The 17,247-nt window shown below is 66.3% G+C and carries 16 protein-coding genes; 7 read left to right on the top strand and 9 right to left on the bottom strand.

Annotation, left to right across the window (positions count from 1 at the left end):
• Complete coding sequence (locus A5643_RS12695) at positions 1-1,113, top strand: glycoside hydrolase family 76 protein (RefSeq protein ID WP_066855906.1); 1,113 nt, start codon at positions 1-3, stop codon at positions 1,111-1,113.
• Positions 1,114-1,117: 4 nt separating this feature from the next.
• On the opposite strand, the gene A5643_RS12700 is transcribed toward A5643_RS12695, so the two are convergent.
• On the bottom strand, positions 1,118-1,813 hold the full coding sequence (locus A5643_RS12700; protein ID WP_066855910.1) for a DedA family protein: 696 nt from the start codon (positions 1,811-1,813) through the stop codon (positions 1,118-1,120).
• A gap of 123 nt (positions 1,814-1,936) precedes the next feature.
• Between A5643_RS12700 and fbaA the strand changes: the two genes are divergently transcribed.
• A complete protein-coding gene (fbaA, locus tag A5643_RS12705; RefSeq protein WP_066855913.1) occupies positions 1,937-2,971 on the top strand; it encodes a class II fructose-bisphosphate aldolase in 1,035 nt (344 codons plus the stop codon).
• 245 nt (positions 2,972-3,216) lie between these two features.
• Here the strand turns inward: fbaA and A5643_RS12710 are convergent, their stop codons facing one another.
• Entirely contained in the window at positions 3,217-3,981 is a 765-nt protein-coding gene (locus A5643_RS12710; RefSeq protein WP_066855916.1) for an Rv0361 family membrane protein, read from the bottom strand.
• A 72-nt stretch (positions 3,982-4,053) separates the two neighbouring features.
• Between A5643_RS12710 and A5643_RS12715 the strand changes: the two genes are divergently transcribed.
• The gene (locus A5643_RS12715; protein ID WP_066856126.1) at positions 4,054-4,467 is read left to right on the top strand and encodes a DUF3151 domain-containing protein; all 414 of its coding nucleotides are present in this window, start codon (positions 4,054-4,056) and stop codon (positions 4,465-4,467) included.
• On the opposite strand, the gene A5643_RS12720 is transcribed toward A5643_RS12715, so the two are convergent.
• Positions 4,464-5,354 (bottom strand): cation diffusion facilitator family transporter, encoded by an 891-nt coding sequence (locus A5643_RS12720; RefSeq protein WP_066855919.1) that lies wholly within the window; start codon positions 5,352-5,354, stop codon positions 4,464-4,466. The two genes, A5643_RS12715 and A5643_RS12720, sit on opposite strands and share 4 nt — an antisense overlap.
• A gap of 648 nt (positions 5,355-6,002) precedes the next feature.
• Between A5643_RS12720 and A5643_RS12725 the strand changes: the two genes are divergently transcribed.
• A complete protein-coding gene (locus tag A5643_RS12725) occupies positions 6,003-7,124 on the top strand; it encodes an LLM class flavin-dependent oxidoreductase (RefSeq protein ID WP_066855922.1) in 1,122 nt (373 codons plus the stop codon).
• A 749-nt stretch (positions 7,125-7,873) separates the two neighbouring features.
• Here A5643_RS12725 and A5643_RS12730 read toward each other — a convergent pair.
• Complete coding sequence (locus A5643_RS12730) at positions 7,874-9,394, bottom strand: aldehyde dehydrogenase family protein (RefSeq protein ID WP_066856129.1); 1,521 nt, start codon at positions 9,392-9,394, stop codon at positions 7,874-7,876.
• 682 nt (positions 9,395-10,076) lie between these two features.
• On the opposite strand from A5643_RS12730, the gene A5643_RS12735 reads away from it, so the two are divergent.
• Entirely contained in the window at positions 10,077-11,042 is a 966-nt protein-coding gene (locus tag A5643_RS12735) for a zinc-binding dehydrogenase (RefSeq protein WP_066855925.1), read from the top strand.
• A gap of 59 nt (positions 11,043-11,101) precedes the next feature.
• On the top strand, positions 11,102-12,682 hold the full coding sequence (locus A5643_RS12740; RefSeq protein WP_066855928.1) for an AMP-binding protein: 1,581 nt from the start codon (positions 11,102-11,104) through the stop codon (positions 12,680-12,682).
• Between the two features lie 58 nt (positions 12,683-12,740).
• On the opposite strand, the gene A5643_RS12745 is transcribed toward A5643_RS12740, so the two are convergent.
• Positions 12,741-13,067: a DMT family transporter gene (locus A5643_RS12745; RefSeq protein WP_066855931.1), complete on the bottom strand. Its 327-nt coding sequence runs from the start codon at positions 13,065-13,067 to the stop codon at positions 12,741-12,743.
• Between the two features lie 167 nt (positions 13,068-13,234).
• Here A5643_RS12745 and A5643_RS12750 point away from each other — a divergent pair, with 167 nt between their 5' ends.
• Positions 13,235-13,774, top strand: a complete 540-nt coding sequence (locus tag A5643_RS12750) for a TetR/AcrR family transcriptional regulator (RefSeq protein ID WP_156628789.1) — start codon at positions 13,235-13,237, stop codon at positions 13,772-13,774.
• 13 nt (positions 13,775-13,787) lie between these two features.
• On the opposite strand, the gene A5643_RS17855 is transcribed toward A5643_RS12750, so the two are convergent.
• The 4 genes from A5643_RS17855 to A5643_RS12770 form a co-directional block, all read right to left on the bottom strand.
• The gene (locus A5643_RS17855; RefSeq protein WP_082948936.1) at positions 13,788-14,144 is read right to left on the bottom strand and encodes a DUF732 domain-containing protein; all 357 of its coding nucleotides are present in this window, start codon (positions 14,142-14,144) and stop codon (positions 13,788-13,790) included.
• 282 nt (positions 14,145-14,426) lie between these two features.
• Entirely contained in the window at positions 14,427-15,593 is a 1,167-nt protein-coding gene (locus tag A5643_RS12760) for an acyl-CoA dehydrogenase (RefSeq protein WP_066856132.1), read from the bottom strand.
• A gap of 192 nt (positions 15,594-15,785) precedes the next feature.
• Complete coding sequence (locus tag A5643_RS12765) at positions 15,786-16,553, bottom strand: site-2 protease family protein (protein WP_197497727.1); 768 nt, start codon at positions 16,551-16,553, stop codon at positions 15,786-15,788.
• A 67-nt stretch (positions 16,554-16,620) separates the two neighbouring features.
• Entirely contained in the window at positions 16,621-17,217 is a 597-nt protein-coding gene (locus A5643_RS12770) for a peptidase M50 (RefSeq protein ID WP_066855943.1), read from the bottom strand.
• Positions 17,218-17,247: the final 30 nt, after the last annotated feature.

A 17,247-nucleotide genomic window follows, 5' to 3' on the forward strand; every position in this document is an offset into this window, starting at 1 on the left:
ATGGATCAGCAGTGGGCCAACCGCGCGGGCAGCGCCGAAACCGCGATCACCGAACGCCACCTCCGCAAGCTTTGGCTGTTACCGGGCACGCAGCTGGGGGTGGTGGCGTGGCCGGCGACCGGCAGTGACCGCCGGTTCGGCACCTGGCACTACTGGTGGCAGGCGCATCTGCTGGACTGCCTGATCGACGCCGAGTTGCGCGACCCGCAACCGGAGCGCCGCACCCGGATCAAACGCCAGATCCGCAGTCACCGGCTGCGCAACTTCGGGGTGGTCAACAACTACTACGACGACATGGCGTGGCTGGCGCTGGCCGTCGAACGCGCCGACCGGGTGCTCGGCACCAGCCACCGCCGCACCCTGGACACGCTCACCGGGCAGTTGGTGGGCGCCTGGGTGCCCGAGGACGGCGGCGGCATCCCGTGGCGCAAACAGGACCAGTTCTTCAACGCTCCCGCCAACGGCCCGGCCGGCATCTTCTTAGCCCGCCACGGCGACCGGCTGCGCCGCGCGGCGCAGATGGCCGACTGGATCGACGCCACCCTCATCGACCCCGACACCGGGCTGGTCTTCGACGGCATCAAGGCGGGCTCGCTGGTGCGCGCCCAGTACACCTACTGCCAGGGCGTGGTCCTCGGGCTGGAGACCGAGCTCGCCGTGCGCACCGGCGACTCCCGCCACGCCGCCCGGGTACACCGGCTGGTGGCGGCGGTCGAGGCGGAGATGGCCCCGGGCGGAGTGCTCAAAGGCGGCGGTGGCGGCGACGGCGGCCTGTTCGGCGGGATCACCGCCCGCTACCTCGCGCTGGTGGCCACCGACCTGCCCGGCGACACCGCCGCCGACGTCACCGCGCGGGAGACCGCCGCGAAGCTGGTGTTGTCCTCGGCACGGTCGGCCTGGGACTACCGCCAGCCGGTCAACGGCCTGCCGCTGTTCGGGCCGTTCTGGGACCGCAACGCCGATCTGCCGCGCGCCGACGGCGAGCGGGCCCGCTCGGTAGACGGCGCGGTCAACCCGTCGTCGACCCCCGAACGCGACCTGTCGGTGCAGCTGGGCGGCTGGATGCTGATGGAGGCGGCCTACGCCGTCACCGCCGAGCGCCTCGCCGACTGACGGCTCAGGGGGTGGCGGCGGGGTCGGAGACCTCCGCCTCGGAGCCGGCGGCCGCGCCGCGCCGGCGCGCCAGGAAGGCGCGGGTCACCGAGTAGAACACCGGCAGCAGCGAGACGAACAGGATGCCGACGATGATCAGCTCCAGGTGTTCGATGATGCCCGGCACCCGGGTGCCCAGGAAGTAGCCGGTCAAGGTCATCCCGGCCCCCCACAGGATGCCGCCGACGATGTCGAAGCCCAGGTAGAGCGGGTAGCGCATGTAGGACACCCCGGCGATCACCGGGACGAAGGTGCGCGCGAACGGCACGAACCGGGCCAGGATGATCGCCACCGGTCCGTACTTCTCGAAGAACGCGTGCGCGTCGGTGACGTGCTGCTTCTTGAAGAACCGGGAGTCTTCCTTGTTGAACAGCGCCGGCCCGATCCGGCGGCCGATGAAATAGCCGGTCTGGTCGCCGAGCACCGCGACGATCGCCACCAGCGGTGCCAACAGCCGGATGTCCGGATTGCCCGCCGCGGCCAGCAGGCCGCCGGTGACCAGCAACGACTCGCCGGGCAGCAGCGGGAACAGCAGGCCCGTTTCGATGAAGACGATCACCAGGATGGCGGGGAGCACCGCGTGCCGGAAAACCCCGCTCTCGGGGCCGATCCAGTACATCGGGTCAAGAATGTGCGGCATCGCGGCCGCAAGCATGCTCATGTCGCACCAACATACCGGTGCCGGCGCGGATGGCCGGTTGGGGATAGCGGGAGCACTTGGGGATACTGGGAGGACACAGTCTGCACCCGCACGACGGTTCGAATCGCCCAGGAGGACGTTTTCATGCCTATCGCCACTCCCGAGATCTACAACGAGATGCTGACCCGGGCCAAGGAGAACTCGTACGCGTTTCCGGCCATCAACTGCACCTCGTCGGAGACCATCAACGCCGCGATCAAGGGATTCGCCGACGCCGGCAGCGACGGCATCATCCAGTTCTCGACCGGTGGTGCGGAGTTCGGTTCCGGTCTCGGGGTCAAGGACATGGTGACCGGCGCGGTGGCGCTCGCCGAGTTCGCGCACGTCATCGCCGAGAAGTACCCGATCACGGTCGCGCTGCACACCGACCACTGCCCCAAGGACAAGCTGGACGGGTTCGTCAAGCCGCTGCTGGCGCTCTCCCTGGAGCGGGTGAAGGCCGGCCGCAACCCGCTGTTCCAGTCGCACATGTGGGACGGCTCGGCGGTGCCGATCGACGAGAACCTGCAGATCGCCACCGGGCTGCTCAACGACGCGGCGGCGGCCAAGATCATCCTGGAGATCGAGATCGGTGTGGTCGGCGGTGAAGAGGACGGCGTCGCCCACGAGATCAACGAGAAGCTCTACACCACGCCGGAGGACTTCGAGAAGACCATCGACGCCCTCGGGGTCGGCGAGCACGGCCCGTACCTACTGGCGGCGACGTTCGGCAACGTGCACGGCGTGTACAAGCCGGGCAACGTCAAGCTCCGTCCGGAGATCCTCGACGAGGGCCAGAAGGTGGCCGCCGCCAAGCTCGGCCTGCCGGAGGGCTCCAAGCCGTTCAACTACGTCTTCCACGGCGGGTCGGGGTCGCTGAAGTCCGAGATCGAGGATGCGTTGCGGTACGGGGTGGTGAAGATGAACGTCGACACCGACACCCAGTACGCGTTCACCCGGCCGATCGCCACGCACATGTTCACCAACTACGACGGGGTGCTCAAGGTCGACGGCGACGTCGGGAACAAGAAGGTCTACGACCCGCGCAGCTACCTGAAGAAGTCCGAGGCGTCGATGACCGAGCGGGTCATCGAGGCCTGCAACGACCTGCACTGTGCGGGTAAGTCGCTGACGGCCTGACGGTCAGCGGCTCAGCGGCAGCGATCCTCGCAGCCCGCCGCACCGGCGATCCGGTCGGCGGGCTGGGGGGACGCCGGTGCAGGTGCCGTTCTCGGAGACCTATCGGACGCGTCGTGCGCGAGAGAGAAATCGTGCAGAGGTCCACTCGCGTTTTCTCTGCATAGATTCGCTCTCGCGGGACCGGCGGTGGCGACCCGAACCACGGACTGGCGAACCCGCGCCACCCCGAACGATCGGGGCGGCACTCAGCCCATCGGGGCTTGGCAGATCTTCCACTTGTCGTCGCGGAACTGCAGGTCGAAGCTGCGGGTGGAACGCTCGGTCGGGGCGTAGGCCATGTAGGCGGTGACGTTGGCTTCGGCGTGCTCGCCGTTGATCACCACCTCGTCGATGCTGCCGACCATCGGGTAGCGGTGTGCTCTTTTCACCTTGTCGTGCAGGGTGGCCCACTTCGCGTCGTCGTAGTTGACGTAGGTGTCGCGGGTGGTGCCGCAGGTGATGCTGCGCAGCGTGGTCAGATCACCCTTCTGCATCGCCTCGTCGAACTCGCTGATGGTGCCGCGCACCAGGTCCTCCTGGGAGGCGGCGGACTTGGCGTCGCGGGTGAGCAAGACCGTGCCGAGCACCGCGATCGCGGCCAGCGCCAACACGATCAGGGTCACGGCCAGCACCCAGCCCCAGCTGTTCTGAATGCGGGCGGACAGCCCACTGCCGCTGCGCGGCGGGATCGCCTGCGGAACCGCCTTGGCGCCCGGCTGCGGCTGGAACACTTCGGTGGCCGGGTCGTCCTGCGGCGGGATGACCTGGGTGGCGCCGGCGTCGAAGCCCGGCGCGGTGAACCGGCGCCCGGGCTGCCCGCCGCCGTCGGTGCTTCCGAGCACTTCGGTCGGCGGGTCCATCGCGACACGGTCGGTGTTGGCGTCGTCGGGGGCCACCGGGTCGACGGGGTCGGTGGTTTCCGAGCCGATCGAGGCGTCCGCGTCGCGACCGGCCCCTGATGGGTTCGCCATAGTGGTGCTGTCCCTCCGTCAAAAACCTACTAGCAGCTTACGGCCCGCCAACCGCACGGCAGAATGGACGCCATGGGGCTCACTGGTGACCTGTTGCGTCCGGATCCGATCCTGCTGCCTGCCGAACCCGACGTCGAGGACCGGCTCGCCGCCAACGAACATCCTGCCATCGTCGCGGCCGCGCATCCGGCAGCTTCGCTGGTGTGGGCGGTGCTGGGGGAGGCCGCCCTGGCCGACGACAAGGTGATCACCGCCTACGCCTACGCGCGGACCGGCTACCACCGCGGGCTCGACCAGCTGCGTAGGCACGGCTGGCGCGGCCACGGCCCGGTGCCCTACGAGCACGAGCCCAACCGCGGATTCCTGCGGTGTGTGGCGGTGCTGGCGCGCGCCGCCGACACCATCGGCGAGACCGACGAGAACCAGCGCTGCCTCGACCTGCTCGACGACTGCGACCCGCAGGCGCGCGCCCACCTCGGGTTCTAGGCGACCGGGCCGTCGGCGACCGGCTCCTCGGCGACCGGGCAGTCGACACCGGGTGGCTCGACCTGGATGGTGATGTGCTCCAGACCGTGCTCGGCCAGCAGCCGGCGGGCGTCGGCGAGCACCCGGGCGTGGTCGGTCTCGGCCGTCAGGTGGGCGGTCACCATGTCCTGTCCCGGGACGAGCGTCCACACGTGCAGATCGTGCACGTCGAGCACTCCGTCGAGCGCGGCGAGCGCGGCGCGCAGCGCGGGCACGTCGATATGGCCGGGGGAGGACTCCGAGAGAATCCGCAGCGCCGTCCCGGCCAGCAGCAAGGCCCGCGGCAGCACCCACAGCGCCACCAGCACCGCGACCACCACGTCGGCGTAGGGCCACCCGGTGGTGACGGTGACCAGGCCCGCGATCAGCACCCCGACGGAGCCGACGGTGTCGGCCAGCACCTCCAGGTAGGCGCCTTTGACCGCGAGGCTGCTCAAGCTGTGGGCGTGCAGCAGCGCCATCACCACGAGGTTGGCGACGAGCCCGGCGCAGGCCACCACGATCATCGGCACGCCGGGCACCTCCGGCGCGTGGCCGATGCGTCGGATCGCCTCGGTGAAGATGAACGCGGCGACACCCATCAGCAGCACCGCGTTGATCACCGCGGTGAAGACTTCGGCGCGGTGCCAGCCGTAGGTCCGGGCCGGCGAGGTGGACCCGCGCCGCGCCAGCACTACCGCCACCGTCCCCATGAACAGTGCGGCCAGGTCGGTGAGCATGTGGCCGGCGTCGGCGAGCAGCGCGATCGAGTTGATCCAGATCGCCGCGGTCAACTCGATGACGAAGAACACGGCCAGGATCGCCAAGGCGACGATCATCCGCGACACGCGGCGCTCGTTGCTGCCCATGGCTGCTCATCGTAGGGAAGCGGTGCGGACCGTTTACCAGCGCCAGCGTCGCTGCGGTGTATACAGCATCGATCTCGCTGATCGTCATCAACCCGGTCAGAACCAGCCAGGAGTCGGTGATGGCAGTCATGTCGGCGATCGCGGAGGCCGACACCGGCCGGGGCGGACTTAACGGAAGACGCCGTCAGCCATTCCTCGTTCGATCGCATTCACGAGTCGATGCACCCCTCCGGCTACCGGCCGGTCTTGGGCCGGTCGCGTGCGGACAAGGACCGGGCAAGGGCCGGTTGTTGTCGATCAGTGCGGGTTCACGGTGAAGGCCTCGCTTGTGACTCGTTTGCTTGGCGGGATGTGCCTGCGATCACCTGTCGGACTTGGTAGTGACGATTGCGCCGAGCCGGGTGCGGTGTCCTGGCGTACGTGCGAGGTCACGACGGCCGCGAGAACGGAGTCTCCCGCGAGTTAGGACGAGTGTTCGGCGCCAAAGTGTGTATACTGGCCGGCAAGTGCACTCTGGAGCGAAGGGTATAGGTCATGGCGCCGCGCAGTTCCGTTGCACCCAGCGATTGACGGTATGAGGCCGTGTTCAATCGCTTTTCCTGATTCTTCTCGGTGAAGCCGCGCGGTCTCCGGCGAAAGAGGTAAGAGATGCATACTGGTCTGTCCCTGAACTTTCAGAACGTCGATGATCAGGTGGAAGACGCGGATGTGTATCGCCATGAGCTCGGGTTAGCGTCTCGGGCGGAGGAGGCGGGATTTGATTCGGTGTGGGTGCCGGAAAATCACTTCACGTCGTATCAGTTGACGCCAAATGCGCCGCAGTTATTGGCGTGGTTGGCCGCGCGGACTAAGCGGTTGCGGCTGGGAACGATGGTCTCGGTGTTGCCTTGGCAGGACCCGATTCGTACGGCGGAGAGCTTCGTGATGCTCGACCACCTGTCGCAGGGTCGCGCGATGTTCGGCTTGGGCCGCGGTGCGGGCCGGGTTGAGTTCGACGGCTTCCGGTCGAAGATGGGTGAGTCACGCGAGCGGTTCAGTGAGTATGCCGAGGCGATCATGAACGGTTTGGACTCCGGCTTCATGGCCTATGACGGAGAGTTTTACCAGCAGCCACGGGTGGAACTGCGACCGCGGGTATATGCGCCGTTTAGGGGGCGTACGTTTGCATCGGCGGTTTCGTCGCGGTCGATTGACTTGATGGCCAATCTAGGTATTGGTTTGATGATCATCGCTCAAAAGCCCTGGGATGCTGTGGTCGCCGAGATGGCGATTTATCGGAAACGGTTCTTGGAGCTCAACAATGAGGAAGCGCCCAAGCCGGTGTTGTGTTTGTTCGTCGGCGTGGCCACCACCGAAGCTGAAGCGCAGCACCTGCGCGTTGAACATCTCCAGCGCTACGCACGGTCGACTGTTGAGCACTACGAGTTCGACAACATTGAGTTCTCGGCGATTGAGGGCTATGAGTACTATTCCGCGTTGAGTCGCGACATCCGAGAACACGGAATCGACCAATTTTCCTCAGAATTGGCTGATCTACACGTCTGGGGAACCCCGGATCAGGTGGTGGACGAGATCCTGGGCCATGTCGGTCGATTGGACGCTGGCGCGGTCGTACTGACTACCGCGTACGGCAATATGCCACCGGAGGTATCGACCGCAAACTTTGAGCTAGTGGCCAGCGAGGTCGTGCCGCGTTTGAAAGCCCACGACGTTGGCGGCGACATCGGTGTACGCCACGCCATCGGATCCTCGGTTACGATCGGCCCCTGACGATGACACGACACCGCTGTTATCGACCGCGTTTGCGCTGGGTCTTCAACCAGGGCGGTGTGCCCGCTCCCGCATCGGCCGAAAGCGTCGGAGCTTTGCGGGAGGTTTCCGTCGGGTTGTGGGTGGTGACTTGGCGTATAGGCAGACCAAGGTGATGGGTGACCTGATGCGCAAAAGCTGGGTTTGATGATTCGGTCGGCGGACAAGGTGGCCGCCGGTGGGTCGGCAGGGTCGATGTGACTCCGTAGGTTGATACTGATGCGGCGCTGGGTGGACGCGGCGCGGTTCGGTGATGTCGGTGTTCAGGCGACGTCGCAGTCCTCGGACCTGCTCGTTACCTCGGCGAGCTCGTCGACTGGGGTGTAACAAGCCGATTCCCCTGGCCGTACCCGTTGCACCGCTGGGTTGGGCCGTTTCCTCGTTTGTGCCATCGACTCGGGGTTGGTGGGCGGGTTGCCCGTGTCGGACTGACGGCGGCAGAGGACGCCCGGCGTATCCCGGTGGTGCACTTCAGCGCTTCAATTTGCAACGCATGGTGCTACATGAAACGACGCCACTTCTGGACGATGTGTTATGTGACTCACTGCCGGGGCGAGTCTTCCAGCGGTGTCCCTACCACTGCCTGTTCCCCGAGACGGCGTTGGCTAATGCCACCCCATGCTCGTTCACGGTGCTTGGGATGCGCCCCACGGGCTTCCTTCGGATGAGGCGGCAGCGCTACGTCTAGGTCGCAGTGATGGACAGGTGCGTTATCGAGCCATCCGTCGGGGGCGCCAGAGCGCCATCCGGGTCATCAACTGGTTCAGCCGAGTCAATGCGGTCAGCTTGTTGCTGTAATAGGTCAGGCCGGCGCCGAATCGGCTTCGAGGCTCGACGACGGTCTCCAACCGACAGAATTTGCGCATGCCATCTGCGCCGCCAAAGCGGGTTCCGATGCCGGAGGCGTTCCAGCCGCCCATCGGCGCTGTCGTACACATCATGTTGGAGATAACGTCGTTGATGTTGACCGCACCGCAGTTGAGTCGCAATGCGATCTTGCGGGCTCGAGGCAGGTTCCGCGAGAAGATGGAGGCACTGAGACCATACGGGGTTTCGTTCGCCAATCGGATTGCCTCGTCGATGGTGCCGACTTTCATGATCGGCAGCGTGGGGCCGAACGTCTCCTCGCGCATGCAAGCCATCGAATGATCGACATCGACCAGGACGGTCGGTCGATAGAAACTGCCGTTACCGGCTATCCGCTCGCCGCCCGTGAGAACGCGCGCCCCGGCAGCGACGGCCTGCGATACGTGATTCTCGACGATGCTGAGTTGCTGCTGGTCGATCAGCGAGCCGAAGTGATGACTGTCGCCGGCGCCCACCGTCAATTCCCGAACGTGGCGCACGGTCGCCTCAACGAACTGGTCATAGACGCTGTCGAGTACATATACGCGCTCGGTGGATATACAAGTCTGCCCGGCGTTGAACATGCCGCCCCAAACAGCTGCGTGGGCTGCCAGGTCGATGTCGGCATCGTCGAGCACGATCATGGGGTCCTTGCCGCCGAGTTCCAGACTGACCGGGGTCAGCCGATGGGAGGCCCGCTCCATCACCTTGCGTCCGGTAGCACTGGATCCGGTGAACTGGACGAAGTCGACGTGGTCGATCACTTCAGTACCGATGTCAGCGGCGCCCTGAACCAGGCCGAGCACATCGGGACCACCGCTGTCGGCCCAGCCGCGGGCCAGAAGTTCGGCGGTGAGAGGCGTTCGCTCGGACGGCTTCACCAGAACCGCACAGCCCGCGGCTAGTGCTCCGATCGCATCGGCCAGAGCGTTGGCCACCGGGTAGTTCCACGGCGCGATGACGCCGACCAGCGGGTATGGGCGATAGTGCACCTTGATGCGTTTGGTGCTCAGCAGAAGCAGCGGTGCCGGGCGCCGTTCGGGCGCCAGCGCCTTCTTCATGATTTTGAGGACGTAGGAGATGATCATGATGATCAGTGGGACCTCAAGCGCGGCGTCGACGCGGGATTTGCCGGTCTCCCGGATCAGTAAGTCTTCGATCTCGTCACGGTGATCGCCGAGCCAGACAGCGTAGCGGGAGAGAACTTTCGCACGGCCCGAGGCACCGATCTGCTCCCAGTTGCGCTGGCTATCGCGCAACTGGCGTGCCAGGGTAGCTACGTCGTCCGGAACGTTCCAAACGACGTCGCCGACGGGCACTCCGGTTGCCGGGTTGAAGATCGTAATTCCCTTGGACGACGCTGTGACGTCGGAAGATGTTGCCATGTAATGCATTTAACCACGTGACTTCCGCCGAAGCGAGAATATGAGGAATATTAGTGTGCGGACAGTGACGGTGAACTGCAGGAAGCGTTCGCGGAGCGGGTTCTCGACCAACGTTGGCTGGCCCTCGTCACCCGCTGCGTCGCGCAATGAGCTGAGGATTTTGGGATGGGCGTGCAGTTGAGCTGGGAAGACACACCCGAATAGCCCTGCCGGCAATGCGTCTGGTCCGGCTGAGTTGCGCCCTCGATGGCCGCGGCGATGGCGTGATACACTGACGCGTCAGTGGAGCCATCTGCCGGGTGCTTTAGTGCAGAGGGGCCGGGTCAAGTGGAGCCGACTGGTTGTACCGATGGGTGATGGGGGTATTGCGGCGGAATGCTCATTTACTGCGGTTCAAGCGCTGGATGGAGTTCTCGAGTAGTGACCCTCAAATCTGTGGAAAACCAAACCATGATCCAAAACCGAAGGCGTCGGCCGCACCCACTAATTACGCAGGAACCCGACGCTTGCCAGCAGGCCGCGATGGTCCGATTAGCTCGGCGAGCCTGGCGCCTGCTGGAGGAGTCGGTCTTCGGGACAGGTGCGCAGTCGTCGCACAGTCGAGGCAGTCGTGCGTGATCTGAATCGGCTGGGAAGAACCGCGCACGGGACCAACACCGAAATGACTGGAGGTCAGAACTAGATGCTCGCGGCATATGTGAAGTCGGTTTCAGCCGAAGATCCCCTGTCGGGCTTGGTGATCGGGGAGCGACCCGACCCGGTCCCGCCCGCGGGCTGGGCCGTGGTCGATGTCCGGGCGGCAGCGCTGAACCATCACGACCTGTGGGCTCTGCGGTTTCCCACCCTCAAGCCAGAACAGCTGCCGATGATCCTGGGTACCGACGCTGCCGGCGTCGACCAGGACGGCAACGAGGTCGTCGTGCACCCCGTCGTCACCCGGGACGACTGGCTTGGTGACGAGTTGCTCGACCCGTACATGACGCTGCTCTCCGACTACCACCAGGGCGCACTGGCGCAGAAGGTGATGGTGCCACGCCGGAACCTGGTGGCGAAGCCCACCTCGCTGTCCTTTGAAGAGGCCGCCTGCGTGCCTTCGGCGTGGGTCACTGCCTACCGGATGCTGTTCACCAAGGCGCGGGCGCAGCCGGGTCAGACCATTCTGGTCCAGGGGGCCGGTGGCGGTGTCGCCACCGCGGCGATCGCCCTGGGGCGCGCTGCCGGAGTGCGGATGTGGGCCACCTCGCGAGACGAGGGGAAGCGCGCACGTGCCGTCGAGCTGGGAGCCGATGCGGCGTTCGAATCCGGCGCCCGGCTGCCTGAGCGAGTCGATGCGGTGCTCGAGACCGTCGGTGAGGCGACGTGGTCGCATTCGCTGCGCTCGGTGCGCAACGGCGGCAACGTCGTGGTTGCCGGAGGCACCACCGGCTTCAACCCGCCGGCTGATTTGCAGCGGTTGATCTTCAAGCAGATCAACATCTTGAGCTCGGTCGGCGGCAGCCGCGACGAGCTGGTCCGGGTCTTGCAGATGATGGAGACCACCGGATTGCGGCCGGTGATCGACCGGGTCATCCCGCTGGCGGACGCCGGCGACGGCCTGGCGGCGATGGCGGCAGGCGACTTGTTCGGCAAGGTGGTCGTCGTTCCGTGAGTGAAGCGAGCGCACGACACTGTGTACCCAAGACGATCGGCGAAGGCGAGGCATAGCTGATGACCGAAGTGGGCGTGGTCGACCAGATCGGCTTCCGCACCGTCAACGATTTGTTGGCCGAACGGGCGGCGGCCGATCCGGGCAAAGAATTCCTGGTCTTCGAAAGCGGCGAGGGGCAGGTGGAGCGCTTCACCTACGGCCGGTGGCTCGCTGACGTCGAGGCGCTGGCGGCGGGTTTGGCCGGCCGCGGCGTCGGGCCAGGGACGAAGGTGGCGCTGCGAATGCGCAACGGGCCGCAATTGATCCTCAGTTGGTTCGCTGTGGCCCGGTTGGGTGCAGTGTCGGTGTTGACCATCGTTCAGAACACGCCGCGCGAAACCCACTATGTGACATCGTTCTCCGATTCGGAGTTCGTCATTACCGACGCGGACTTCCACGACATGTACGAACAACTGCTGCCTGAACTCCCGCTGGTCAAGTCGATCATCGTGGTGGGCTCAGACGGACCGGTCGAGGGTGCAACACGGTTCGAGGAGCTGACAGTCGCAGGCAGCCGAGCACCTGAGGTCCGGTTGGCTCCGGACGCCCCGATACAGATGCTGTTCACTTCGGGGACCACGGCGGCGCCCAAGGCTGTCGTGCTCACCCACGCCAACTGTCTGCATGCCGGGGAGCGGGAGCGGATGATCCAGAGTCTGGAGCCCACCGACCGGCTCCTGACGTGCCTGCCGTTCTACCACGTCAACGCGCAGACCGTCACCCTGCTGTCGGCGCTGACGCTGGGGGCCACCGCGATCTTCCTGCAGGCCTACAGCGCATCGCGCTTCATGGAGCAGGTCCGCCGGCACCGCGCGACACAGGTGATGCTCGGATCGGCAATCGTCCAAACCCTGCTGGTGACCCCCGAGCACCCTGATGACCGCAGCCATGAACTGCGGCGCGTGCCGTATGCGATCAACGTCGCCGACTCGCAGAAAGATGCGTTCGAGAAGCGTTTCGGCGTGCGGTTCATGAACGCATATGGCTTGACCGAAACGATGACGGTCGTCTCGGCGGCGCCGGTCTTCGGCGAGCAGCGCTGGCCCTCGATCGGTCGTCCCGCCGGCGAGCGGCTGGTCCGGTTGGTCGATGATCAGGGTGATCCGGTCCCGGTCGGGGAAGTCGGTGAGATCACCGTGTTCGGCCGACCCGGCTACACGATCATGAAGGAGTACTACAAGAACCCCGAGGCGACCAGCGACGCGATTCGCGACGGCTGGTTTCACACCGGTGATCTCGGTCGATTCGATGAGGACGGCTACCTCTATTTCGTCGACCGCAAGAAGGACATGATCAAGCGCTCCGGTGAGAACGTCTCGGCCACCGAAGTCGAGGCGGTGCTGATGGCACATCCCGACGTGCTGGAGGTTGCGGTCATCGGTGTGCCGGACCCAATCCGGGACGAGGCGGTCAAGGCGTGCCTCGTGTTGGTGCCCGGAAACGAAGTATCGGCTGACGAGCTCACCGAGTACTGTCGGGAACGGCTCGCGTCGTTCAAGGTGCCGACGATCATCGACATTCGGACGGAGTTGCCGCACACCGCGGTCGGCAAGATCGAGAAGAAGCAGCTACGGGCTGAGCACATCAACGCGATGAGTTGATCATCGGCTGCCCAAGCGGCAACTCGGTCGAGGTATCGCGAGGTCGAGGTTCCGCGAATCAGTGGACGCCGCCGGCGGTGGTGAGGGTCACCACGCCGATCGCGATCAGGCCGATACCGATCACCGTGGCGGTCGTCAACGGTTCGTCGAGGAACATGGCGCCGGCCACGACGATCAATGTCGTACCGATCGCAGCCCACAGCGCGTAGGCGGTACCGGTTTGCATCCCGCGGGCAATCGACAACGACAGCAAGAAGAACGATGCACCGTATCCGCCGAGGCATAGGACCGTCGGGAGCAGTCGGGTGAAACCGGCAGTGCTCTTCAGCAAACTAGTCGCGATCACTTCGGTGATGATCGCTGCGGCGAGCCACAAATAGGCCACGGGGTCTCCTGACGGTCGACGTGCGTTGTCATGTACATTAGTACATGAGCGACCGACGGGCACCGCTCCGACGGTGTGATTATCGTCAAAGTTCGTGCATCGCCGAGGTTTCCCGCCCATCGGGTTCGTTCGTCGATACCGCACACCGAGACTTCGAGGGCTGATAGGTGCAACGTACCCGCAACCCGGACATGCGCCGCGCGGAGATCACCGCCGCCGCGCTCGACATCATCGCCGAGAGCGGTCTGTGCAAAGTCTCGCACCGTAAGATCGCCGGGCGCGCCGGCGTCGCGCTGGGCACGACCACCTACTATTACCCGTCCTTGCGAGATCTGGTCCTGCAGGCGATGACCGCTGCGGTGGAAGAGTGGGCGACCGATTTCGAGAACCGCTTGGCGGACCGGGAACCCGCGGCCTCCGTGCAGAACGTGCTCGTCGATGCCGCCGCTGAGTTCGTGGAACAAAGCACCATCGCGGTCGTCACCTGCGAACTGTACGTCCACGGCGCACGCGACGACGCCTTGCGTGAACTGACGAACACCTGGTTGCAGCGAGTGCGGAATGCGGTTGCCACGGTGGCCGATCCGGTGCGAGCCAGGGCGATCGTCGCGCTACTCGATGGCGCCATGTTTCAAGCGGTGATTCTCGGCGAACCGTTCGACCGCCAGTCCGTCGGCCCCGCGATCGCGTGCCTGCTGGCGGATTGAAAGCCGCGTTGCGCTACGCCTCCGGCTGCCCCGGGGGCGGCGAGAGCTGGCTCTCCGGCGCGGGTTGGTCATCGGGTGCGACCTGATCGTCCGGCGAGAGCTGGTCGGGACAATAGGAGTTCGCGGCGATACCGACGAATTGCACCGCCACCTCGGGCATCAGTTCCGGGTTGTGCGCCATGAGCGCCTCGACCACATCAGGACTCGGAGTGCCGCTCGAAATCAGTTGGCAGACAGTTTGAGCGCTGACGACCGCAGCTTCGGCATTCCCGAAGGTGATGTCGGCAGCGTCTAGGGAGGAGAGGAACGCGACTTCGTCGGGGGATTCCTCGCCATCGGGGCCGGCTAGAGCGCTCGCAGCGGTTCCCAGGGCGAGTGCCCAAAGTCAGAACGATGCCAAAAGGATCCTCATGACTGGTGGTCCGCCCTTCCAATTGACTGGTGTTGCAATGAGTTTAGCGTATCTCAGAGATGGCCCCGCTGTGGTGCTTTCCGGTGTCGGTTAGAGCGGTGGTCCTCCGGCTGGCGCCATGGTGAAGGCACGCTCCACCCGAGCGCCAGCGTGCACGCAGGCTCATGTTCGGCCGCGTGCGTGAACCCACCTTCACGTTCGGCGGGTGGCGCGACGTGCCGCGGTGCGGGACGCCGCGCGTCAGCGCAGCAGCGCGCGGCTCATCACCACGCGCTGGATCTGGTTGGTGCCCTCGTAGATCTGGGTGATCTTGGCGTCGCGCATCATCCGCTCGACCGGGAAGTCGATGGTGTAGCCGGCCCCACCGAACAGTTGCACCGCGTCGGTGGTGATCTCCATGGCCACATCCGAGGCGAAACACTTGCTGGCCGCGGAGATGAACCCCAGATCCGGCTCGCCGCGCTCGGCGCGCGCCGCGGCGGAGTAGACCATCAGCCGGGCGGCCTCCAGCTTCATCGCCATGTCGGCGATCATGAACTGCACGCCCTGGTTGTCGGCGACCGGGCGGCCGAACTGCTTGCGGCCCTTGGTGTATTCGATCGCCGCGTCCAGCGCGCCCTGCGCGATCCCGACCGCCTGGGCGCCGATGGTCGGGCGGGTGTGATCCAGGGTGCGCAGCGCGGTCTTGAACCCGGTGCCCGGCTCGCCGATCATCCGGTCGCCGGGGATGCGGCAGTCCTCGAAGTACAACTCGGTGGTCGGTGAGCCCTTGATGCCCAGCTTCTTCTCCTTGGGCCCCACCGTGAAACCCTCGTCGTCCTTATGCACCATGAATGCCGAGATCCCGTTGGCGCCCTTGTCGGGATCGGTCACCGCCATCACCGTGTACCAAGTGGACTTGCCGCCGTTGGTGATCCAACACTTGGTTCCGTTGAGGACCCAGTCGGCGCCGTCGGCCCTGGCGCGGGTCCGCAGGGCGGCGGCATCGCTGCCTGCTTCCCGTTCGGAGAGGGCGTAGGAGGCCATGGCCTCGCCGCTGGCGATCGCGGGAAGGACCTGTTTTTTCAGCTCGTCGGAGCCGCTCAGGATCAGCCCCATGGTGCCGAGCTTGTTGACCCCGGGGATCAGCGACGAGGAGGCGCACACCCGCGCCACTTCCTCGATGACGATGCAGGTGGCGACCGAGTCCGCGCCCTGCCCGCCGTACTCCTCGGGCACGTGCACCGCGTTGAACCCCGAGGAGTTCAGCGCCGTCAGCGCCTCCTCGGGAAACCGGGACTGCTCGTCGACCTCGGCGGCATACGGGGCGATCTCCTTCTCCGCCAGTGCCCGGATCGCCGCCCGCAGCTCATCGTGCTCCTCGGGCAGTTGGAAAACGGAGAACGATCGGTCGGTCGTCGGGGCAATTGGGTTCGACACGGGCGGGGAATCCTTCGCGACGTCACGGACAGCGGCGGCCGTCCTCGGGGCAGAAACCATCAGCAGAACTGGCGCGCCAGTCTACCAGGGGTCGAGGGCGGACGTCGGGCGAGGGATTAAAGGGATTAAGAGGCGCCCGCGGGCCGGCGCGGGCGGTGGTGGGCCGGTCCGCCGGACCGGTCAGAACAGCGCGTTCCAGAACAACGTCAGCGACGCGCCCCAGCCGGCCAGCCCAGCCTTTACCCCGGAGAGCTCGAAGAGGGTGTAGACCATGCCGAAGAAGATCCGGTTGAGTCCGGGCGCGATCAGCAGCACCACCAGGATCAGGATCCCCCACTGCTTGGCCGGCGCCAGCGACGCCTGGGTCTCCGGGCTCAGGTGCGGCTCCAGCGCGCCGTAGCCGTCGAGCCCCGGCACCGGAAGCAGGTTCAGCACCACCGCGGTCAGCTGCAGCAACGCCAGGAAGGCCATGCCGGCCCAGAACACCGCGTGCGCCGGGTCGTAGAGCACCCGGATCGCCACCAGCAGCAGCACCGCCAGCACCACGTTGGCGGCCGGCCCGGCCAGCGCCACCAGCGAGCGCCGGTTGGGCGGCATGAACCCGGTGCGCACATACACCGCGCCGCCGGGCAAGCCGATGCCGCCGAGCGCGACGAACAGCATCGGCAGCCCCAGCGACAGCAGCGGGTGGCTGTAGCGCAGCGGATTCAGGGTCAGGTAGCCGCGGGCCTCCACGTCGTGGTCGCCGAAGCGCCACGCGGTGTAGGCGTGTCCGAACTCGTGCAGACACAGCGACACCAGCCAGCCGGCGATGACGAAGACGAACACCCCGGCGTAGGCCAGCGGCCCGACCTCCACCCCGGCCAGCCAGGCCAGCACCCCGCCGAGCGCGGTCACCGCGATCAGGCCCAGAAAGATCGGGCTGGGACGGACCGCCTGGGAGTGCATCGAGCGGAGGTTCACTCCAAGCAAGCTACCGGATACCCGGCCGGGCCCCGGTTCGGCGCAGCCGCCGTCACCGCACCTGCAGCCAGCCCTGAATGTGCCGGTAGAAGGCGAACCGGCGCACCCGGCGCGGGGCGGCCACCCCGTCGCGGGTCACCAGCGCCCCGGTGCAGCCCAGCTGGGCGGCGCGGCCGGTCACCCATCGCCGCCGCAGCCGCCCGGTCACCCGCGCGCGCAGCCCGGGCAGTTCGGCCAGCGACTCCACCCGCACGCCCCGCACCCGCCCGTCGAAAAGCACGGTGTCGTCGACGACGGCCTCGCCGTGCAGCAGCCCGTCGGCACCGCGCCAGGTGGCGGCCCCCACCAGCACGGTGCCGGTCTCGTCGCGGATGAGCGGCACCTCGCGGGCCGTCCCGGACAGGGCGCGCGCCGCGCGGCGCCGGGAGGTGACGTGGGCGACCTCGATGTCGAGCCGGTCGGCGCGCAGCAGTCGGGACAGCACCGTCGCCAGGGCCGCGTCGGCGCCCACCACGATCAGCCGACGGGTCCCGTCGAGCACGGCGTCGACCTCCTCGGCAGCGCCGATCGCGGTCGCCGGCAGCCCGGCCAGCGCGCGCGGCGCGGCGGCACCGTCGAAAAGCAGCAACCGCGTCTCGACTTGGTTCACGGCCCTCCTGACCTACCGCTGAGCTAGTGT

This window comes from Mycobacterium sp. 1274756.6, assembly GCF_001668625.1.
Taxonomy (GTDB): domain Bacteria; phylum Actinomycetota; class Actinomycetes; order Mycobacteriales; family Mycobacteriaceae; genus Mycobacterium.